This window comes from Streptomyces hirsutus, from assembly GCF_001418415.1.
GTDB classification, from domain to species: Bacteria; Actinomycetota; Actinomycetes; order Streptomycetales; family Streptomycetaceae; genus Streptomyces; species Streptomyces hirsutus.
Genome location: NZ_LIQT01000009.1, coordinates 1 through 20,633 on the forward strand (window position 1 = coordinate 1; position 20,633 = coordinate 20,633).

Genomic DNA, 20,633 nt, shown 5'->3' on the forward strand with positions numbered 1-20,633 from the left:
CTCGCCAAGTGCTACGGCGGTGACATCTCGCGCAAGCGCAAGCTGCTGGAGAAGCAGAAGGAGGGCAAGAAGCGGATGAAGATGGTGGGCGCCGTGGAGGTCCCGCAGGAGGCCTTCATCGCCGTCCTCTCCAGCGACGAGAACGCGGGATCGGGCAAGGGCAAGAAGTAACCGGGGGTTACCGGAGGTGGCCGGGGAAGTCACTCCGNNGCCCGTCGTGCGCGCGCACGACGGGCCTCGGCGCGTTCGCGGCAGGTCCGCGGGCGGTCCCACAACCGGTCCGTCGTCGGTTCCGTTGTGGCCCGTGAGGTGATTCTCTGTGCAAAGTGACAGGCCGTGACCCCTTACGCAGCCGCCGGTGGGCCCTTACTCTGTCCCTGCCCGACGGTTACTCGCGAGTTAAACAAGGGTACGTGAACGTAACCGGCCGACTACCACCCGCATGCCAGTCGTACACCAACCGCATCTGAGCCAGCCGCACCGTCGCGGGCCCCGGAGGATGTCTTGAGCGACACACAGACTTTGATCGAGAACCGGCCGCCGAGCGTGGCGACCCTCTTCCTGGAGCGTGTCGCCGCCACACCGGACGCCGAGGCGTACCGCTACCCCGTCCCGTCCGCCATCGGCGAGGGCCCCGACGACTGGAAGTCGCTCACCTGGGGCGAGGCCGCCGAGCGGGTCACCGCCATCGCGGCCGGTCTGATCGAACTGGGCGTGAACCCGGAGGAGCGGGTGGCGCTCGCCTCCGCCACCCGGGTGGAATGGGTCCTCGCCGACCTCGGCATCATGTGCGCGGGCGCCGCCACCACGACGGTCTACCCGCAGACGAACCTCGAGGAGTCCGCCTACATCCTGTCGGACTCCGACAGCCGGGTGCTGATCGCGGAGAACGCCGAGCAGGTCGCCAAGGCGGTGGCGAAGCGCGCCGAGCTGCCCCACATCGGCCATGTCGTGGTCATCGACACGGACGGCGTCGAGACGGACGACTGGGTGATCAGCCTCGCCGAGCTGGAGCGCCGCGGGGCGGCCCGGCTGGAGAAGGACGCCGGTCTGGTCAAGGAGCGGGTCGCCGCGATCACCAAGGACCAGCTGGCCACCCTCATCTACACCTCGGGCACCACCGGCCGCCCCAAGGGCGTACGCCTGCCGCACGACAACTGGTCGTACATGGCGAAGGCGATCGCCGCGACCGGGCTGGTCGAGGCGGACGACGTGCAGTACCTGTGGCTGCCGCTCGCGCACGTCTTCGGCAAGGTGCTCACCTCGGGCCAGATCGAGGTCGGACACGTCACCGCCGTCGACGGCCGCGTCGACAAGATCATCGAGAATCTGCCGGTGGTGCAGCCGACCTACATGGCGGCCGTGCCCCGCATCTTCGAGAAGGTCTACAACGGGGTGGCCGCCAAGGCGCGGGCCGGCGGCGGCGCCAAGTACAAGATCTTCCAGTGGGCCGCCGGCGTCGCCCGCGAGTACGCCAAGGTCACCCAGGACAACTTCCGCCGCACCGGCACCGCCAGTGCCCCCTTCGGCCTCACCGCGAAGCACAACGTCGCCGACAAACTGGTCTATGCCAAGATCCGTGAGGCGTTCGGCGGCCGCCTGCGCGCCTGCGTCTCCGGGTCGGCGGCCCTCGCACCCGAGATCGGCTACTTCTTCGCCGGCGCCGGCATCCACATCCTGGAGGGGTACGGCCTCACCGAGTCCTCCGCGGCCTCCTTCGTCAACCCCGGCGAGGCCTACCGCACCGGTACCGTCGGCAAGCCGATGCCCGGCACCGAGGTGCGCATCGCCGACGACGGCGAGATCCTGCTGCGCGGCCCCGGCATCATGGAGGGCTACCACGGGCTGCCCGAGAAGACCGCCGAGGTCCTGGAGTCCGACGGCTGGTTCCACACCGGCGACATCGGCGAGCTGTCGCCCGACGGCTACCTGCGCATCACCGACCGCAAGAAGGACCTCATCAAGACCTCCGGCGGCAAGTACATCGCGCCCGCCGAGGTCGAGGGACAGTTCAAGGCGGTGTGCCCGTACGTCTCCAACATCCTGGTGCACGGCGCCGACCGGAACTACTGCACCGCCCTCATCGCCCTCGACGAGGCGGCCCTCGCGCCCTGGGCGCAGGAGAACGGCCTGGCGGGCAAGTCGTACGCGGAGATCGTCGCCGCGCCCGCCACGGTCGAGATGGTCGACGGCTACGTCAAGCGGCTCAACGAGGGTCTCCAGCGCTGGCAGACCATCAAGAAGTTCCGCCTCCTGCCGCGCGACCTCGACATCGAGCACGGCGAGATCACCCCGAGCCTGAAGCTGAAGCGCCCGGTGGTGGAGCGGGAGTACAAGCACCTGATCGACGAGATGTACGCGGGCGCCCGGGAGGCGTGAGCCGCACGGGACGCCCCGTAGGGCGTGAACACCGGGGCGGGTGCCCGGACCGATTCGGTCCGGGCACCCGCCCCTTCCGGTCCGGAACTCGCGCTCCCGGAACCGCGAAGCCGGAAGCGAAGGCCCTACGGAAAAGCGTGAGCAGCCAGCAGCCAGCAGCCAGCAGCCAGCAGCCAGCTAGCCACATGACACTTGAGCACTCGAACGAGCGGCGTGTGGGCAGGGACGGCCGAAGTGCTCACGCTTTCCCGGACACGCCTTGGAGGGCTCAGCGGTCCGTTGCGAAGTTCACGAACGCGGCCCAGCCGACCGTATGGACGGAGAGGTGTGGTCGATCCACGTCCTTGGAGTCGCGGACGTGGACGGTTCCCGGGGCGACGGCTATTTCGACACACTCGCCGCCTTCGTTGCCGCTGTAGCTGCTCTTGTGCCAGACAAGCCGTCGACGGCTCTCAGTGCTCATCTTCCGTCCGCATCCTCTCGATCAGGGTCAGAGACTCTCGCGGAGTGAGCGCCTGGGCCCTGATGCTGCCGTAGCGTGCGGCCAGGATACGGACCTCGTCCAGGTCTGTGGCCAGCCGTGCGGAGGTCTGCACTTCCGTATACGCCACCTGTGGCTTTCCCCTCGGCATCAGCAGGGTGAACGAGCCTCCCATACCTGAGTGTTCGGTCCTGCGCGTGGGCATGACCTGCAACTCGACGGTACGCAGCCGTCCGAGTTCGAGCAGTCGGCCCAACTGCTCCTTGTGGACCTCGCGCCCTCCCAGCGGTCGACGAAGTACCACCTCTTCGATCACCACGGTCAGTATGGGAAGGGGACGTCGGGTCAGGATTTCCTGGCGGTCCATGCGTGAGGCCACGCGTTGTTCGACCATCTCTTCGTCGAGCAGGGGTTTGCGCATCTCGTACAAGGCGCGGGTGCGTCCCTCGGTCTGGAACAGTCCGGGGATGTCGTGGTTGTTGTAGAAGTTGATCTCGACCGCATCCGCCTCCAGTCGCGCATAGTGCCGGAACCATGCCGGGTGGCGGACCCGTGCGCGGGCCTTCGCCCGCGCCACGTCCTCCTTCGTCGCCTTCAGCAGCCCTCCGGCGTCGAGCAGGTCGTCCGCCGCGTCGAGGAATTCCGGCTGTGGTGTTCTGCGGCCCCGTTCCAGGGACGAGACGAGGTCCTCGCCGTACCCCAGCCGGTCACCCAGTTCCTTCTGGGTCATGCCGGCCCGTTCCCGAAGCAGCTTGACCTGTCTGCCCACAGCCCGGTTCAGGTCGACGAGACCGTCCGTGTCCTCCGAGGGCTCGGGGCAGCCTTCGGTATCGCTCTGACGGGGTCCTGATGCCATCACACATCCCCCAACCCGCCTGCCTGCCGCCCAGTTACTCCCGTCAGCACGGACACGCAACCGTCAACGGCGGTACAGGCGCGTGCCGTACCAACGGTTCCTCTGGTCAGCGTACGACCAGCCGGACACGCTCTGTCACATGAAGTACGAAATCCGTGACCAGTCCCGGGTGTCCCCCCGTGCCCCATCTCCCGAGCCCTTCAGGCAACGGTTCAGCTCGACACGACGTGGAGCACGTCTCGCGCGCCTGCTCGCGGCCCAGCAGTTGGCGGCCTGGGGGTGGGCCAAGGGCAGCGAGTGCCTGGAGGCCGCCGAACTGGTGGTGGGTGAACTCGCCGCGAACGCGGCCACGCACGGTCACCTGCCCGGACGGGACTTCCTGCTCACGATGACCCTCATCGGTTGTCCGGAGGGGCGTTCCGGCATCCTCCGGATCGAGGCCGCCGACTGCCGGGGAGAGCGGCTGCCCGCCCCGGTCGCGGAGCCCCGCTCGCTCGGCGAGCAGGGGCGCGGACTGCTTCTCGTGAGTGCGCTCGCCTCCGGTTGGGGCGTCGCACCCCGGCCTCCCTCGGGCAAGACCGTCTGGGCCGAACTCCCCGGCCCTCCGCTGCAGCAGGTGCACCCCTGATCGTCCACCTGCCTGTCCCGGGAAATGAGGGGCCCTTGGCCCGGAAAGTCGTCTCGGACCGGTGCTTGCCCTCGCAGGCCGGCTCATCGGTGCAGGTGAGCCAGGCTTCCGTCCTGCGTGGGGTAGGAGTGCTCGTGGGGCAGGAGCTGCCGTGCGGCGTCCAGGTCCCCCTCCCGTACGTGCTCGTGGATCGTGTGGGCGAGTGGCGTGACGTCGGTGATGCGGACGATCCACTCGTCGGCGTAGAGACGGGCGGCTTCACCGGCGAGACCGAGCTGGAGGGACCGGTGGGGAAGCGGCCGGAGGAGCAGGTCGCGTTCGGGGTCCCATTGCACCCGGGCCGGGGCCCGCTTCAGTTGTCGCTTCCAGACGGCACGGTCGGCGTGGAGCCCGTGCTCGTAGTGGGACAGCAGGCGTGTGCCAGTGCCCACTCGAAGCCTTCCCGGGTGATGTCGACGGCGAGGACGGTTTCCTGGCCTTCCTTGGTGCCCCATCCGCAGCGGTACATCATCCACCTCTCTTGCCGGGCAGGAGGAGCCGCATCGTCTTCGGGGCGATGCGGCGTCCCGGAAGGGGACGGTGGCGGGCTTGGTCATGGGAGGGGTGTGATGGTGCGTGGCCGGGAGTGGTGGCGGGGGCCGGTCGCTCGTTCGAGTGAGCAGGGCCGGATACGAAGAGGCGAGCGAGTGGCGGGGCTAGGTTGGGCGGCATGTCACGTTTCCGGATGTACCCGACGGGTGAGCAGGCGGGCGTCATGCTCGGGCACTGCGCGCACGCCCGGTACGTGTGGAACCTGGCCGTCGAGCAGCACGCGCACCGGAAACCGGGGCGCAGGTCCGCTCCCGGGTTCGCCGAGCAGTGCCGTCAGCTCACCGAGGCCCGGCGGGAGAACGACTGGCTGCGTGCCGGGAACGCGGACGTGCAGCAGCAGGCGCTGCAGGACTTCGCCAAGGCCAAAGCCGCGCGTTTCGCTTCCGGGTTCGGTGAGCCGGCCTGGCGCAGGAAGCACAGGCATGAGGGCTTCCGCGTGATCGGCACCGACCGGGTGCCGGAGTGGGAAGCCGACGGCACCCCGAAGCTGAACGCCGGGGGCGGGCAGGTCATGGGCCGCTCGGTGGTGGTGCGGAGGCTGAACCGGAGGTGGGCGCGGGTGAAGGTGCCCGGCTGCGGCTGGGTCCGCTTCCGCCTCACCCGCACCGAGCTGCCCGCCGCGAAGACCTTCCGGGTCACCTTCCGCAACCAGCAGTGGCACATCGCCTTCGCGATCATCCCCGAACCGGTCGACGCACCGGACACGGGGGAGGTCATCGGCATCGACCGGGGCGTGACGATCACCGCCGCCCTCTCCGACGGACAAAAGCTGAACTGCCCGCAGCTCACCACCCGCGAGCGCGCGCAGATTCGCAAACACCAACGGCGCGCCGCCCGCGCGCCGAAGGGCAGCGAGGCCAAGGCCGCCGAGCACGCCAAGGTGGCCAGGCTCAAGGCTCGGGAGGCGGCCCGGCGCAAGGACTGGTGCGAGAAGACCTCCACCATGCTCGCCCGCACCTACCGCCTGATCCGGTTCGAGAAGCTGAACATCACGACCATGACCGCCTCCGCGAAGGGAACCATCGAACAACCCGGTACACGGGTGCGGCAGAAGGCCGGGCTGAACCGGGCGATCCTCGCCCAGGGCTGGGGCCTGCTCCGCCGCCGGACCGGGGAGAAGGCCCCGGGCCGGGTCGAGGACGTCCCCGCCCCCTACACCTCGCTGCGGTGCAGCGCCTGCGGCTGGATCGAGAAGGACTCGCGCAAGAGCCAAGCCGAGTTCGTCTGCGTGTCCTGCGGGTTCACCTGCAACGCGGATGAGAACGCAGCGGTCAACGTCGCGGCAGGACAGGGCGGGATCCCCCGCCCCCGGCGTGCAGCCGGTGCCGGAGGGGTGACAGCGGCCACCGGCCGCTCGAGCACCCGTGAACCTCGACCCACCCGGGTCGGAATCCCCCTCTTCTAAGAGGTGGAGGATGTCAAAGGAACGACGGCTTGATCCACGTCAAGCCTCGTTCGCAGCCCCTTGTCAGGCGGGTGCAGCGGCGGCCCGATGCAACAGTTCGCCCACTGCGTCCTGGAGCTGCCCTGGTTACCTCCCAGTCACGTTGACCTGCCCGGACGCCCTGGGCAGGCTGCCTTTGACGAGTGGATATGCGGGACGACGATTGCTGGATAGAGTCGTCTCGTTACACCTGGTTGTGGGGACAACCAGAGTGTCTTGGGGAGGGCCTGCAGCACATGAGTCGTCGCTCTACTGGTTTTGTCGGCGCGTGGGCCGAGGTGCAACGGCAGCAGCAGCGCCAGCTGGAAGTTGAAGCCAGACGTCGGAGACAGGAAGCTCAGCAAGCGCGCGCCTACCAGCGGCGAGCCGCCCAGAGTCACCGCGAGTACAGGCAGGCGGAGGCGCTGCGTCGCACAGAGGAACTGGACGCGCAGGTTGCGTCGTTGCAGGACCTTCTCGCTTCAGGCTGTCAGGCTCCGGCTTTCAGGATTTCCTCGCTCATGCGCGCCGAAGAGGTCCAGCCCTTCGCTCCAGGACCATTGGCGCAACCCGTGCCGATGCCTGATTTCCATCAGTACCAGACGCAAGGCGGCTGGACTGCCAGTCGCCGGGCCCTGGCGCAGGCCGAAGCCCGGACGCGCTTCGAGCGGGACTGGCAGGCTGCGCAGGCCGCGGAAACTCACCGGCAGCAACAGCTGGCCTCGTACCAGCGGGAGTACCAGCAGTGGGCCGATGCTCAGCTCGCTGAAGTACGGCGGCACAACGCCGGCGTCGTCGCGGTGACCGAAGGCGTGAGACGCCGGGATCCTGATTCCGTGGTGGAGCACTTCTCCGCTGTTCTCTATGCCTCAACAGCGTGGCCTGAAGGTTTCCCGCGCCAGGTCGCGGCCGCCTACGATTCTGCAGCCCGGCAGCTGGTGCTGGATTGGGAATTTCCCGCCTACAGCATCGTCCCTGAGACCAAGTCCGTCCGGTACATGTCCGGGACCGACCAGTACAAGGAAAACCCTCGCCCGGTAGGCCAGCGCCGAGCTCTTTACAGGGAAGTCCTCGCGCAGTGCATGCTGCTCGTTCTGCATGAACTCTTCGCCGCTGACGAGCTGGGCGCGCTTGAGTCGGTGGCGCTGAACGGGTTCGTCGACGGACATGACCCTACGACGGGCCGACCGGACCATATCTTCCTGGCCACTGTCATGGCCTCGCGCTCTTCGTTCCGTGACCTGCACTTGGCACAGGTCGACGCGGGCAGCTGCCTGACTGACGCGCTGCGAGGGCAACTTTCGGCTCGGCCGGACCAGCTCACGTCAGTCCGGCCGGGTCGGCGGCCGCAGGATGTCGGGAACCGCGTTGTCGCTCACGGCAGCGATGAGGACCCGGACCTGTACGACATGGATCCGATTGCCTTCGAGAACCTCGTGGCCGGGCTCTTCGAGGCCATGGGGATGCAGGCGGTGACGACCCAACGCTCGAACGACGGCGGTGTGGACGTCAAGGCGTTGGACCCGACGCCCATCCGAGGTGGTGAGATCGTCGTCCAGGTGAAGCGCTACCGCAGCACGGTGCCACCCACCGCTGTGCGTGACCTGTACGGGACCGTGCAGGACGCCGGTGCCAACAAGGGTGTCCTCGTGACCACGTCAGGGTTCGGGCCCGGCTCCCACACTTTCGCCAACGGCAAGCCGTTGGAACTGATCTCGGGCCCTGAGCTCGTTGACCTGTTGCATCGGCATGGGCTCCGTGGGCGGCTGGGTGAGAGCGGTCGTCAAGCCGCACCGCAGCCGGCCCCGTCGGGTCCGGACACCGCGTTGCCCGACGACTACAACGTTCTGGGCATGTCGTGGACCGGAAGCGTCGCCTTGGATGTGTGTGCTCTCGTCTGCCGTGGGAACCGAGTCCTCAGTGACGATCACTTCGTGTTCTTCAACAACCCGCAGACACCGGACGGCTCCGTGCGTGCTCTCCCTGCCACCGCACCTGACAAGGCCGCGATCTGTGTCTCGTTCGACGGGTTGCCGGACGAGGCTGACCGATTCGTGCTGGTGGCAGCCATCGACCCCGAGGTCAACCCGGATGCCGACCTCTCCGGGTTCACGGACGCCCGCATCCGCCTGCTCGACCCGCAGCTGGCTGAGTTGGGACAACTCGAAGTCTCCGACGGCCGGCCACACGAAACCGCCTTGGTGCTCGGCTCCTTCCGTCGAAGGCCGAACGGGGACTGGGACTTCGTCCTGGGCGGTAAGGGCTACGCGGGCGGCCTGGAGGAGCTCGTGCAGGACTTCGGCATCGAGGTCGAGTAGATCCGGCTGCTGCGCTGGAGGGCTGTGAACGCTGCTTGACGACCCACGTCATCCGGTCCCGTCGCCACAGCGAGGGGAAACGGCCCTCCCCTGCGCGTCGCCGAAGTCCTGCCGGCCGTCGAGGCGCGGACACGGGAGGCGCGTGGTGCGCACGGCCGCGCCGCGCCCGGCCGGGCGGGAACCCGCCCCTTCCGTCAGTGGTGCGGTGCAGGATGCGGTCATGGAATCCGCAACCATTGTCCGGATGCTCTGGGACCGCATGCAGGACCGGGACTGGACAGGCGTCGGCAAGCTGCTGGCGGCCGATGTCGTCGTGGAGTGGCCGGTCAGCGGTGAACGCATCCTCGGCCGGGACAACTATGTGCGCGTCAACGCGGAGTACCCGGAGGGATGGTCGATCGACGTGCTCCGCATCGTGTCGTCCGGGAACGAAGTGGTCTCCGAGGTCGAGGTCCCGCATGCCACGATGGGCGTCCACCGGGTGGCCTCCTTCTGGACCGTTCGCAACGACCTGATCGTCAGCGGCCGCGAATACTGGACGGAGCTCGGCGCGGACCCTTCGCCCGCGTGGCGGGCCCCCTACGTCCAGCGCATGTGAGCACTCGCACGCGATTGCTCGAAAGCGATCGATTTTCGGCCAGTTCTTGACCGGGTGCGGGGCACTGTTCCCGCTCTCAGTGGTCCACTTCGGTAACTCGTTGCTTATGGGTAGGGTCGGTCTGTCACCCTGGCGGCATTGATCGCGGTGTATTCGTACGAACAGTCCGGGAGCTGCCCATGGGGGCCATTCCGACGCAACGGGAGACCTCGCGTGCCGCCTCGGAGGCGTCCGCGCAGGCGTGCGCACGGGCGGACGCGACCCTGTCCGGCGGCCCCCTCGCCCCGGGGTCCGCGCGAGCCCTGGTGCGGGCGGCGCTCGCCGAGTGGACGGAACGCGCGCTGCCCGGTACCGAGCACCTCACCACCCGGGCCGGCCACGACGCCACGCTCATCGCCAGCGAACTGGTCACCAACGCCGTCGTGCACGCCGGGACCGAGGTACGGCTGAGCTGTCGGCTCGAGGCGGAGACCGGCGCGCTCGTCATCGAGGTCGCCGACCGCCACCCCTCCCGTTCCCCGCGCGACAGCGAGCCGGACGCGCCGTCCGGCGAGAGTCCCGAGTACGGGCGCGGGCTGCGGCTCGTGGCCGCGCTCTCCGAGGCCTGGGGGATCACCTACCGGCCCGGCGCGCACACGAAGTCGGTCTGGGCCCGCATTCCCGCCCGGGGCCTCGTGGCGGACGGCACGGACGACACGGATGACGTGGGCGACCCGGACGGCATCGACGGCTCGGCCGGTACGGACGACTGGCTCGAGGCGTACGCGTACGAGGGGGAGCCGGAGCCGCCGCGCGGGGCCGGGGTGCCCGCCGCGCGGAGCGGGGCCGACGGGGAGGCGTGGAGCGCGTCCCGGCGGGACGGGTCCTGGCTGGGGCGCGGGGCGCTGTCGTTCCTGGCCGAGGCGTCCGACCTGCTCGCCGGGCAGCTCGACGAGGATCTCGTCGCCGCGCTCACCGGGCAGCTGATCGTGCCGCGGCTGGCCGACTGGTGCGCGGTGTGGCTGGAGGACGAGACCACCGGCCATGGCGACTGGAGCGACGGGGCACGGGCCGGCGGGCCCCGCCTCGCCCGGGTCTGGCACGCCGACGAGAGCCGCGTCGAGGAACTGAGCAGGGCGCTCGAGCAGAATCCGCCGCCGCTCTCCGACCCGTTATGCCCCGGCCCGCTCGTCTACCCCTGGCCCGAGAAGGCGCTCGACCCGCCGCAGGCCGGCCTCGGCCCTCTGCCGGAGGGCTTCGGCCTGCCGGAGGCCCCTTTCAGCCTGCCGGAGGTGCCCGACGGCGCCCCGCCGTACGACTACGGCATCCCCGTGGCCATCCCCGGTACCGCCCTCGCCTACCGTCTCGTCGCCGGCGGGCGGCCGCTGGGAACGCTGGTGATCGGGCGGGCCGGGATCGGGCGGTTCCCGGACGAGGTCACCGGGCTGGTGGAGGACCTCGGGCGGCGCGTCGCGCTCGCCATCGGCGCCGCCCGGCAGTACGCCCGGCAGGCCACCATCTCCGCCGTGCTCCAGCGCGGCCTGCTGCCCAGCGCCGTCGCCGAGATCCCCGGCGTGCACTCCGCACTCGTCCACGAGCCCCTCGACAAGGGCGGACCGAGCGGCGACTTCTACGACCTGTTCCAGGCCGACGAGGGCCGCTGGTGCTTCGCCATCGGCGACGTCCAGGGCAAGGGCCCCGAGGCGGCCGTCGTCATCGGGCTGGCCCGCCCCTGGCTGCGGCTGCTCGCCCGTGAGGGCTACCGCGTCGCCGACGTCCTCGACCGCCTCAACCAGCTGCTCCTGGACGACGCCACGGAAGCCGCCGACGCCGCCGCCCGTGCCCTCGTCGCCGCCGGCGCCCGTCCGACCGCCCCCGGGGACGGGCCCCAGACCCGTTTCCTGTCCCTTCTCTACGGCGAGCTCACCCTCGTCGAGGACGAGGACGAGGACGAGGACGGCGACGGTGGCGGTGGCAGCGACGACGGTGGCAGCGACGACGGTGGCAGCGACGGCACCGGCGGCACCGGCGGCCGTGTCCGCGCCCGCGTCACCCTCGCCTCCGCCGGGCACCCCCTGCCGCTGCTGCTCGCACCCGACGGGACGGTCCGTACCGTCGCCCAGCCGCAGACGCTGCTCGGGGTCATCGAGGACGCCACCTACACCAGCGAGACCTTCGAGCTGCGCTCCGGCGACACCCTGCTCTGTGTCACGGACGGCGTCACCGAGCGGCGCTCCGGCTCCCGCCAGTTCGACGACGGGGACGGGCTCGCCACGGCGCTGGCCGGCTGCGTGGGACTGGACGCCGGCCTGATAGCGGAACGCATCAACCGGCTCGTCCACGAGTTCGGCGCGCGGCCGCCGGCCGACGATCTCGCCCTCCTCGTGCTCCAGGCGGACTGACGCCCGCGACGCGGAAAGGAGACGCGGAAAGGAGCCGCGGGAAAGGACCGGGACACGTGCGGGACAATGGAGCACATGCCTTCCGCACTCCCCGACGGCGAGCCCGTCCCCGCCGACGGCGCGCTCCCCGCGTTCGCGCTCGCCGGGGCCGCCGACCGCCCCCTCGGGTTCTACCTGCACGTGCCGTACTGCGCGACCCGCTGCGGCTACTGCGACTTCAACACCTACACCGCCACCGAGCTGCGCGGCAGCGGGGGAGTCCTGGCGTCCCGCGACAACTACGCCGACACGCTGACCGACGAGGTCCGCCTGGCCCGCAAGGTGCTCGGCGACGACCCGCGCGAGGTCCGCACGGTCTTCGTCGGCGGCGGCACGCCCACCCTGCTGGCCGCCGACGACCTCGTACGGATGCTGGCCGCGATCCGCGACGAGTTCGGACTCGCGGCGGACGCCGAGATCACCACCGAGGCGAACCCGGAGTCGGTCGACCCCGCCTATCTGGCCGCCCTGCGCGAGGGCGGCTTCAACCGGATCTCCTTCGGCATGCAGAGCGCCCGGCAGCACGTACTGAAGGTCCTGGACCGCACACACACCCCCGGCCGCCCGGAGGCGTGTGTCGCCGAGGCGCGGGCCGCGGGCTTCGAGCACGTCAACCTCGACCTGATCTACGGCACCCCCGGCGAGTCCGACGACGACTGGAGGGCCTCGCTGGACGCGGCCCTCGGCGCGGGCCCCGACCACATCTCGGCCTACGCCCTGATCGTCGAGGAGGGCACCCAGCTCGCCCGCCGCATCCGGCGCGGTGAGGTCCCGATGACCGACGACGACGTCCACGCCGACCGGTACCTGATCGCCGAGGAGACCCTGTCGGCGGCCGGATTCGACTGGTACGAGGTGTCGAACTGGGCCACCTCGGACGCGGGCCGCTGCCTGCACAACGAGCTGTACTGGCGCGGCGCCGACTGGTGGGGCGCGGGCCCCGGGGCGCACTCGCACGTGGGCGGGGTGCGCTGGTGGAACGTGAAGCACCCCGGCGCGTACGCGGCGGCCCTGGCCGAGGGCCGCTCGCCGGGTGCCGGGCGCGAGATCCTCTCCGAGGAGGACCGCCGGGTGGAACGCATCCTGCTGGAACTGCGCCTCAAGGAGGGCGTCCCGCTGTCCCTCCTCCGCGCGGAGGGCCTTCGGGCCGCCGACAGGGCCCTCGCCGACGGTCTGCTCCAGCCGGGCCCGTACGAGGAGGGGCGCGCGGTGCTGACGCTGCGAGGGCGGTTGTTGGCGGATGCCGTGGTCAGGGATCTGGTGGACTGATCACTCGGCGGAGTGAATCACCGCGGAACGCGGGTTCGGTCTCTAACCTGGTTCGTAGGCTGCCGATAAAAGGACGCGGCGGATGTGGAGGGCCACGGAGATGACCGCTGTGGACGAGCGTGGGATGACCAGGTTCTTCGAGGAGTTCGAGCCTCCCGAGGGGGTCAGGGTCGAGCTTCTCCGGGGAGAAATCGTGATGATGGCCGGTCCCGATCTCGTGCACAACATGATCGTGGAAGATGTCCTGGACCAGATCCCGCGCAAGCAGTGGGCTCGTCTCCAGACCCAGGACATCGACATCGTCGACGAGGCCAGCGAGCCTGTGCCGGATCTGGTGGTCCTCAAGCGCGATGCCATGCCCGGGGCAGGGCGTCTGCTGCCGTCCGAGCTGATCACACTGGTGGTCGAGGTCGTCTCCAAGACCAGTGTCGTGCGGGATTACCTCGTCAAGCGGTCGATCTACGCCGCCGGCAAGGTTCCCGCGTACCTCATCATCGACCCGATCATGGAGCACTGCGTTCTGCTCACGATGCCGGTCGGAGAGGGCGATGCAGCTGACTACAAGGCACAGCTGAAGCTGGACTTCGGTGATCGACTGCCGCTCGACATGCTGGGCATCGGACTGGACACCAGCGAATTCGGCACCTTCCCGGGCGTCAGGCCCCACCGCTTTCCGTGACGAAGTCGATCAGCTCCTCCACCCGCCCCAGGAGCTCCGGTTCCAGGTCCTTGTAGGACCGCACCCGTCCCAGAATGTGCTGCCAGGCCTCGCCGGTGTTCGCCACGCGCCACCCCAGGGCCCGGCACACCCCCGTCTTCCAGTCCTGGCCGCGCGGGACGCGCGGCCAGGCCCCGATGCCCAGGGACGACGGCTTCACCGCCTCCCAGACGTCGATGTACGGGTGGCCCACCACCAGGGCGTGCTCACTGGTGACCGCCTCGGCGATGCGCGACTCCTTCGAGCCCGGCACCAGGTGGTCCACCAGGACCCCCAGCCGCGCGTCCGGGCCCGGACCGAACTCCTCGACGATCGCCGGGAGGTCGTCGACGCCCTCCAGGTACTCCACGACCACGCCCTCGATGCGCAGGTCGTCGCCCCACACCTTCTCGACCAGTTCGGCGTCGTGCCGCCCCTCGACGTAGATGCGCCCGGCGCGTGCCACCCGCGCGCGTGCGCCCGGGACGGCCACCGAACCGGACGCCGTACGGGTCGGCCGGGACGGACCGGCGGCGGGCCGCACCAGCGTCACCACGCGCCCCTCCCACAGGAAGCCACGCGGCTCCAGGGGGAACACCCGGTGCTTGCCGAAGCGGTCCTCCAGGGTCACCGTGCCCGCCTCGCAGCGGATCACCGCGCCGCAGAATCCGCTGCCGGGCTCCTCCACCACCAGGCCGGGCTCGGCCGGCACCTCGGGGACGGGCCGGGACTTCTTCCACCCAGGGGTCAGGTCAGGAGAGTACGGGCGCATTCTGATGACGATAGGAGAAGCAGGCCCCCGTTCGGCCGAAGGTTCAGCCCGACACGCCGACACGAGCCGCGAGGGCGTCGCGCTGGGCGCGTACGAACGCCGCGTCCACCGCCGCGCCGTGGCCGGGAACGTACACCGCGTCCTCGCCGCCCAGGGCCAGCAGCCGGTCCAGGGCGCCCGGCCACTGCGACGGCACGGCGTCGGGGCCCGCCTGCGGTTCGCCGGACTCCTCCACCAGGTCGCCGCAGAACACCACCGTCGGATCGCCGGGCACCAGCACCGCGAGATCGTGCGCCGTGTGCCCCGGGCCCGCGTTCGTGAGGAGCGCCCGCCGTCCGCCGCCCAGGTCGAGCATCCGTTCGCCGGGCACCGTGTGCCGGGGGCGGACCAGCGCGTCCACCGCCTCCCGGGCCGCCCGCGCGTCCAGACCGTGGCGCTCCGCGTCCGCGCGCAGCTCCTCGCGCCCCCGCGCCAGCACCGTGTCCAGGCCCACCGCGCCGAACACCTCCGCGCCCGCGAACACCGCCGCCCCCAGCACATGGTCGAAGTGGGGGTGGGTGAGCGCGAGATGCGTCACACGCCGTCCGGCGAGCGCCTGCGCCTCGGCCCGCAACCGTGCGCCCTCGCGCAGGGAGGAACCGGCGTCCACGAGCAGCACCGCGTCCGCGCCGACCACGAGCCCCACCGTGCAGTCCCAGACCGGGAGCCGGCACCGTCCCACTCCCGGCGCCAGCCGTTCCCATCCCGACTCTTCCCAAGCCACCGTCATACCGCGACGCTAACGGCCTACGGCTTTCGCCGCGCGACGGCGTGGGACCGGCCTTGCCCGGGGAGTACCCCCCGGCCGTACACTGGGCGGGGAGACTGGCACTCGCGTGCGAAGAGTGCCAGGGAAGGTACCGGGCGGACGACTTCTGGAGGTGTGCGTGATGCTCAGTGAACGCAGGCTCCAGGTGCTGCGCGCCATCGTCCAGGACTACGTCGGCACCGAGGAGCCCGTCGGCTCCAAGGCCCTCACCGAGCGGCACAACCTGGGCGTCTCCCCGGCCACCGTGCGCAACGACATGGCGGCCCTGGAGGACGAGGGGTTCATCGCCCAGCCGCACACCAGCGCCGGGCGCATCCCCACCGACAAGGGCTACCGGCTCTTCGTGGACAAGCTCGCCGGCGTCAAACCGATGACCGCGCCCGAGCGGCGCGCCATCCAGAACTTCCTCGAGGGCGCCGTCGACCTGGACGACGTCGTGGCCCGCACGGTGCGGCTGCTCGCGCAGCTCACCCGGCAGGTCGCCGTCGTGCAGTACCCGTCGCTGACCCGTTCGACCGTGCGGCACGTGGAGCTGCTCCCGATGGCGCCCGCGCGCGCCATGCTGGTGCTGATCACGGACACCGGGCGGGTCGAGCAGCGCATGGTCGACTGCCCGGCGCCGGTCGGCGAGGCGACCCTGGCGGATCTGCGGGCGCGGCTCAACAGCCGTGTCGCGGGCCGCCGTTTCACCGACGTACCATCCCTCGTCGAGGACCTCCCCGAGGGCTTCGACCCCGAGGAACGCGGTACGGTCTCGACCGTGCTCTCCACTCTCCTGGAGACGCTGGTCGAGGAGAACGAGGAGCGGCTGATGATCGGCGGCACCGCCAATCTGACCCGCTTCGGACATGACTTTCCCCTGGTGATCCGGCCTGTTCTGGAGGCACTTGAGGAGCAGGTCGTGCTCCTCAAGCTGCTCGGAGAGGCGAAGGATCCGGGCGTGACCGTCCGTATCGGTCATGAGAACGCCCACGAGGGACTCAACTCCACGTCCGTCGTGTCGGTGGGCTACGGTTCGGGCGGCGAGGCGGTTGCCAAGCTCGGCGTGGTCGGACCGACACGCATGGATTACCCGGGAACGATGGGAGCGGTACGAGCAGTGGCACGGTACGTCGGACAGATCCTGGCGGAGTCGTAAGTGGCCACCGACTATTACGCCGTACTCGGCGTACGCCGGGACGCGTCGCAGGAAGAGATCAAGAAGGCCTTCCGGCGACTCGCCCGCGAGCTGCATCCGGACGTCAACCCGGATCCGAAGACGCAGGAGCGGTTCAAAGAGATCAACGCCGCCTACGAGGTGCTGTCGGACCCGCAGAAGAAGCAGGTCTACGACCTCGGCGGCGACCCGCTCCAGCAGGCCGGCGGCGGTGGCGCGGGCGGCTTCGGCGCGGGCGGCTTCGGGAACTTCTCCGACATCATGGACGCGTTCTTCGGCACGGCGTCGCAGCGCGGTCCGCGCTCGCGCACCCGCCGCGGCCAGGACGCGATGATCCGCCTCGAAGTCGAGCTGGACGAGGCCGCGTTCGGCACGACCAAGGACATCCAGGTCGACACGGCGGTCGTCTGCACCACCTGCAGCGGTGAGGGCGCCGCACCCGGCACCACCGCGCAGACCTGTGACATGTGCCGCGGCCGGGGCGAGGTCTCGCAGGTCACGCGGTCCTTCCTGGGCCAGGTCATGACCTCGCGCCCCTGCCCGCAGTGCCAGGGCTTCGGCACCGTCGTCCCGACCCCGTGCCCGGAGTGCGCGGGCGACGGACGGATCCGCTCCCGCCGCACCCTGACGGTGAAGATCCCGGCCGGTGTGGACAACGGCACCCGGATCCAGCTGGCCGGCGAGGGCGAGGTCGGCCCCGGCGGCGGTCCCGCCGGCGACCTGTACGTCGAGATCCACGAGCTGCCGCACAGCACCTTCCAGCGGCGCGGCGACGACCTGCACTGCACGGTCACCATCCCGATGACGGCGGCGGCCCTCGGCACCAAAGTGCCGCTGGAGACGCTGGACGGCATGGAGGAGGTCGACATCCGGCCCGGTACCCAGTCCGGCCAGTCGATCCCGCTGCACGGCCGGGGCGTCACGCACCTGCGCGGCGGCGGCCGGGGCGACCTCATCGTGCACGTCGAGGTGCAGACCCCGGGCAAGCTCGACGTCGAACAGGAGCGCCTGCTGCGCGAACTCGCCAAGCTCCGTGGCGAGGAGCGCCCGCTGGGCCAGTTCCAGCCGGGCCAGCAGGGACTGTTCTCCCGGCTGAAGGACGCCTTCAACGGGCGCTGACGGGTGCTTTCCGCGGGGACCGGACGAGGTTCCCGCGGTGTCCTCCCGGAAGCGTGCCGCACCCAGGGCGGGATCGGCCCCGGATCCGGGGCCGGACCCTTTCCGGTCCTTCGTCGATCCGCTCCCGACTCCTTTCCGACGCATTTCCGATCCACCTCTGATCCACCTCCGATCTGTCTCTGATCCGCCCCGGTCCAATTCGGAGATGTCCGAAGGACGTGGCAACATGCCGTCATGTCCTTGGCCCTCACCGACCTCCTCCGGCACCCCGTGGTGCAGGCCCCGATGGCGGGCGGAGTCGCCGTGCCGCAGCTCGCCGCGGCCGTGTCCGAGGCGGGCGGGCTGGGGTTCCTGGCGGCCGGGTACAAGACCGCGGACGGGATGTACCAGGAGATCAAGCAGCTGCGCGGGCTGACCGGCCTCGCCTTCGGCGTCAACGTCTTCATGCCGCAGCCCGAGACCTCCGACCCCGCCGCCGTCGGCGTCTACGCCCACCAGCTGGCCGGTGAGGCCCCCTGGTACTCCACCGAGCTCGGCGACCCCGACTGCGGCCGCGACGACGGCTACGACGCCAAACTCGCCGTCCTGCTCGACAACCCGGTGCCGGTGGTGTCGTTCCACTTCGGCGTGCCCTCCCGCGACGTCCTGGACGCCCTGCGCCGCGCAGGCACGTTCACGCTGGCCACCGCCACCACCCCCGACGAGGCGCGGGCCGTGGAGGAGGCGGGCGTCGACGCGGTGATCGCGCAGGGCGTCGAGGCCGGCGGCCATCAGGGCACCCACCGGGACGACCCGGAGGCGGACGGCTCCGGCATCGGACTGCTGTCGCTGGTCAGCCAGGTGCGGGAGGCCGTGGGCATCCCGGTCGTCGCGGCCGGCGGCATCATGCACGGCAGTCAGATCGCCGCCGTCCTCGCGGCCGGCGCCTCGGCGGCCCAGCTCGGCACGGCGTTCCTCGCCACCCACGAGTCCGGCGCGCACGCGCTGCACAAGCAGGCGCTGACCGACCCCCTGTACGCCCGCACCGAACTGACCCGCGCCTTCTCTGGACGTCCGGCCCGCGCTCTGGTCAACCGTTTCCTGCGCGAGCACGGCCCGTACGCGCCCGCCGCCTACCCGGACGTCCACCATCTGACCGCCCCGCTGCGCAAGGCCGCGGCCGCCGCCGGGGACCCGCAGGGCATGGCGCTGTGGGCGGGACAGGGCCACCGGATGGCCCGCGAGCTGCCCGCCGGGCAGCTGGTGGAGGTGCTGGCCGCCGAACTCACCGCCACCCGGAACGCGTTGTCGGCGGGAGGTGCCCGATGACCGCCCCGGTCTTCGTCGTGGACGACTTCGGCACGGACGGCTCCGGCCACCACGTGCTCGACGGCCCCGAGGGACGGCACGCCGTCTCCGTGAAGCGGCTGCGGGCCGGGGAGACCGTCGTCCTCACCGACGGCGCGGGCCGCCGGGCCGAGGGCGAGGTGACCGGCACCGAAGGCAAGGACCGGCTGATCGTGCGTCTCGGCGACGTCGTCGAGGAACCCGTGGAGTCGCCCCGGCTCACCGTCGTCCAGGCCCTGCCCAAGGGGGACCGGGGCGAGCTGGCCGTGGAGACGATGACCGAGGTCGGCGTCGACGCGGTCGTGCCGTGGTCGGCGTCGCGCTGCGTCACCCAGTGGCGGGGCGAGCGCGGGCTGAAGTCCCTCGGCAAATGGCGGGCGACGGCCCGCGAGGCGGGCAAGCAGTCCCGCCGGACACGCTTCCCGGAGGTCGCGGACGCGGCCACGACCCGACAGGTTGCGTCACTTCTCGCCGAAGCGGACTTCGCCGCCGTCCTCCACGAGAGCGGCACCGAACCGCTCGCGACCGCCGAACTCCCCGCCTCCGGCACCATCGTGCTGGTCGTCGGCCCCGAAGGCGGTGTCTCCCCCGAGGAGTTGGAGCTCTTCGCGCAGGCCGGCGCCGAGCCCTACCGTCTGGGCCGCAGCGTCCTGCGCACCTCCACCGCCGGCACCGCGGCGGCGGCCGTCCTCCTGGCCCGCACGGGCCGCTGGTCGTGACGGCCCCGGTCAGCCGTCCGCCGCACGGCCGGCGGCGACCGCCGGGAACAGCTCCCAGCCGTCGAGCTCCGCGGCCCCGGCGAGCAGCCCGCGCCGGGCCGCCTCGTCGACGAAGGCCCGTACGACACCGGGCTCGTGCAGGTTCGGCGTCCCCAGCCCCCTGACGGCCACGCCCCCCGAGTGCAGGAAGCCGTCGGGGACGAAACGTCCCTCGCCGCCCCGGAACACGAGGCGCGTCGTCCGCCCGTCCCTGCGCAGTGCGAGCACCTCCTGACAGGGCCCCTCGGTACTGTGCCGATGGCGCACCGACCACAGGTGAACGGCTGCTTCGCCCGCACCGGAACCGTCCACGACGAGTCTTCCGAGGCGGCGTTCGCTGCGCATCCGCCCACGGTAGTGCGCGGTGGCCGTATGCGCCCTACCGTCACGCCGGTGACGGTGGCAGGCTGCCGTCCATGGCGTCCAAGAGGGCACTGACAGGGAGTTGGCCCAGGCCTTGGCCGAGGTCGTGGCCGAGGTCGTGGCCGAGGGCCGGGCGGGGGACACGGTGGCGGCGGCCGGTGCTCGCCGTGGGGTTCGCCGTGGTCGCCGTGGGCGGGGCCGTGGCGTGCGAGCCGGGCTCGGTCGGCTCGGCCGCGGTGGCGCTCACGACCGACAAGACGGTCACGCAGGAGCTCAACCGCCAGAAGGACGGCGTGCGGTGGCTCAGCTGCACCGCCTCCTACGGCGACGACGCGAGCGCGTCGTCCCGGTCCGCGAGCGCGAGCGAGAAGACCGTGGCCACCGTCGACTGCGACGGGGAGACCGAGAACGGCAAGGAGATCACCGTCACCGGGAAGATCACCCACGCCGTCAACGGCGCCTGCGTGCGCGGGGACATCACCGCGAAGGTGGACGGCGAACAGGTGTTCCGGGTCGACGGCCTGGGCGACTGCGACGCCACCAGCCCGCCGGCGGTGGGCGAGCCCACGAACCGCGGCCCGCGGCCCACCGTCACCGTCACGGTCACGACGACCGTGTGGTGCGACCAGTACCCCTCCTGCCGCCCTGTCGAGGGCAAGTGATCCAAACCT

At 70.8% G+C, this 20,633-nt stretch carries 19 protein-coding genes and 1 pseudogene; 14 read left to right on the top strand and 6 right to left on the bottom strand.

All coding sequences use genetic code 11. The features are described 5' to 3' along the window. Both AOK11_RS38840 and AOK11_RS00785 read left to right on the top strand, forming a co-directional pair. On the top strand, positions 1 to 171 hold a 171-nt coding region (locus AOK11_RS38840), incomplete at its 5' end, for a hypothetical protein (RefSeq protein WP_157869256.1). A 333-nt stretch (positions 172 to 504) separates the two neighbouring features. After that, a complete protein-coding gene (locus AOK11_RS00785; protein WP_055591654.1) occupies positions 505 to 2,379 on the top strand; it encodes an AMP-dependent synthetase/ligase in 1,875 nt (624 codons plus the stop codon). A gap of 268 nt (positions 2,380 to 2,647) precedes the next feature. On the opposite strand, the gene AOK11_RS38845 is transcribed toward AOK11_RS00785, so the two are convergent. Continuing rightward, positions 2,648 to 2,842 carry a DUF397 domain-containing protein gene (locus AOK11_RS38845; RefSeq protein WP_079034551.1) on the bottom strand — a complete coding sequence of 65 codons (195 nt, stop codon included), beginning with the start codon at positions 2,840 to 2,842 and terminating at the stop codon, positions 2,648 to 2,650. Further along, positions 2,832 to 3,716: a helix-turn-helix domain-containing protein gene (locus AOK11_RS00790; RefSeq protein ID WP_055591655.1), complete on the bottom strand. Its 885-nt coding sequence runs from the start codon at positions 3,714 to 3,716 to the stop codon at positions 2,832 to 2,834. The genes AOK11_RS38845 and AOK11_RS00790 overlap by 11 nt, the downstream gene beginning before the upstream one ends. Positions 3,717 to 3,855: 139 nt before the next feature. Here AOK11_RS00790 and AOK11_RS00795 point away from each other — a divergent pair, with 139 nt between their 5' ends. After that, a complete protein-coding gene (locus AOK11_RS00795; RefSeq protein WP_055591672.1) occupies positions 3,856 to 4,344 on the top strand; it encodes an ATP-binding protein in 489 nt (162 codons plus the stop codon). 182 nt (positions 4,345 to 4,526) lie between these two features. Here the strand turns inward: AOK11_RS00795 and AOK11_RS00800 are convergent. Then, positions 4,527 to 4,855, bottom strand: a pseudogene (locus AOK11_RS00800) (DUF4291 family protein); the annotation flags it as partial. Positions 4,856 to 5,053: 198 nt separating this feature from the next. Here AOK11_RS00800 and AOK11_RS00805 point away from each other — a divergent pair. The 6 genes from AOK11_RS00805 (at position 5,054) to AOK11_RS00830 (ending at position 13,642) form a co-directional block, all read left to right on the top strand. Continuing rightward, positions 5,054 to 6,340 (top strand): RNA-guided endonuclease InsQ/TnpB family protein, encoded by a 1,287-nt coding sequence (locus AOK11_RS00805; protein ID WP_055591656.1) that lies wholly within the window; start codon positions 5,054 to 5,056, stop codon positions 6,338 to 6,340. A gap of 275 nt (positions 6,341 to 6,615) precedes the next feature. Continuing rightward, positions 6,616 to 8,676, top strand: coding sequence for a restriction endonuclease (locus tag AOK11_RS00810; RefSeq protein WP_206188747.1), 2,061 nt, complete (start codon positions 6,616 to 6,618; stop codon positions 8,674 to 8,676). A gap of 220 nt (positions 8,677 to 8,896) precedes the next feature. After that, on the top strand, positions 8,897 to 9,274 hold the full coding sequence (locus AOK11_RS00815; protein WP_055591657.1) for a nuclear transport factor 2 family protein: 378 nt from the start codon (positions 8,897 to 8,899) through the stop codon (positions 9,272 to 9,274). Between the two features lie 179 nt (positions 9,275 to 9,453). Beyond that, positions 9,454 to 11,655 (top strand): ATP-binding SpoIIE family protein phosphatase, encoded by a 2,202-nt coding sequence (locus tag AOK11_RS00820; RefSeq protein ID WP_055591658.1) that lies wholly within the window; start codon positions 9,454 to 9,456, stop codon positions 11,653 to 11,655. A 75-nt stretch (positions 11,656 to 11,730) separates the two neighbouring features. Continuing rightward, complete coding sequence (gene hemW, locus AOK11_RS00825; protein WP_055591674.1) at positions 11,731 to 12,963, top strand: radical SAM family heme chaperone HemW; 1,233 nt, start codon at positions 11,731 to 11,733, stop codon at positions 12,961 to 12,963. Between the two features lie 100 nt (positions 12,964 to 13,063). Next, positions 13,064 to 13,642, top strand: a complete 579-nt coding sequence (locus AOK11_RS00830) for a Uma2 family endonuclease (RefSeq protein WP_055591675.1) — start codon at positions 13,064 to 13,066, stop codon at positions 13,640 to 13,642. Here AOK11_RS00830 and AOK11_RS00835 read toward each other — a convergent pair. Both AOK11_RS00835 and AOK11_RS00840 read right to left on the bottom strand, forming a co-directional pair. Further along, positions 13,620 to 14,432: a DUF3097 domain-containing protein gene (locus tag AOK11_RS00835; protein WP_055591659.1), complete on the bottom strand. Its 813-nt coding sequence runs from the start codon at positions 14,430 to 14,432 to the stop codon at positions 13,620 to 13,622. The two genes, AOK11_RS00830 and AOK11_RS00835, sit on opposite strands and share 23 nt — an antisense overlap. A gap of 43 nt (positions 14,433 to 14,475) precedes the next feature. After that, positions 14,476 to 15,201, bottom strand: coding sequence for an MBL fold metallo-hydrolase (locus tag AOK11_RS00840; RefSeq protein WP_055591660.1), 726 nt, complete (start codon positions 15,199 to 15,201; stop codon positions 14,476 to 14,478). A gap of 160 nt (positions 15,202 to 15,361) precedes the next feature. Here AOK11_RS00840 and hrcA point away from each other — a divergent pair, with 160 nt between their 5' ends. From hrcA to AOK11_RS00860, 4 genes are all read left to right on the top strand, one after another. Next, positions 15,362 to 16,378: a heat-inducible transcriptional repressor HrcA gene (gene hrcA, locus AOK11_RS00845; protein ID WP_055591661.1), complete on the top strand. Its 1,017-nt coding sequence runs from the start codon at positions 15,362 to 15,364 to the stop codon at positions 16,376 to 16,378. After that, entirely contained in the window at positions 16,379 to 17,515 is a 1,137-nt protein-coding gene (gene dnaJ, locus AOK11_RS00850) for a molecular chaperone DnaJ (RefSeq protein WP_055591662.1), read from the top strand. Positions 17,516 to 17,749: 234 nt separating this feature from the next. Then, positions 17,750 to 18,823, top strand: coding sequence for a nitronate monooxygenase (locus AOK11_RS00855; protein WP_055591663.1), 1,074 nt, complete (start codon positions 17,750 to 17,752; stop codon positions 18,821 to 18,823). Then, positions 18,820 to 19,560 (top strand): 16S rRNA (uracil(1498)-N(3))-methyltransferase, encoded by a 741-nt coding sequence (locus AOK11_RS00860; RefSeq protein ID WP_055591664.1) that lies wholly within the window; start codon positions 18,820 to 18,822, stop codon positions 19,558 to 19,560. Before AOK11_RS00855 ends, AOK11_RS00860 begins: the two co-directional genes overlap by 4 nt. A 9-nt stretch (positions 19,561 to 19,569) precedes the next feature. Here the strand turns inward: AOK11_RS00860 and AOK11_RS00865 are convergent, their stop codons facing one another. Further along, on the bottom strand, positions 19,570 to 19,944 hold the full coding sequence (locus AOK11_RS00865) for a hypothetical protein (protein WP_055591665.1): 375 nt from the start codon (positions 19,942 to 19,944) through the stop codon (positions 19,570 to 19,572). 176 nt (positions 19,945 to 20,120) lie between these two features. Between AOK11_RS00865 and AOK11_RS00870 the strand changes: the two genes are divergently transcribed. After that, positions 20,121 to 20,624 (top strand): hypothetical protein, encoded by a 504-nt coding sequence (locus tag AOK11_RS00870; protein WP_055591666.1) that lies wholly within the window; start codon positions 20,121 to 20,123, stop codon positions 20,622 to 20,624. Positions 20,625 to 20,633 lie beyond the last annotated feature (9 nt).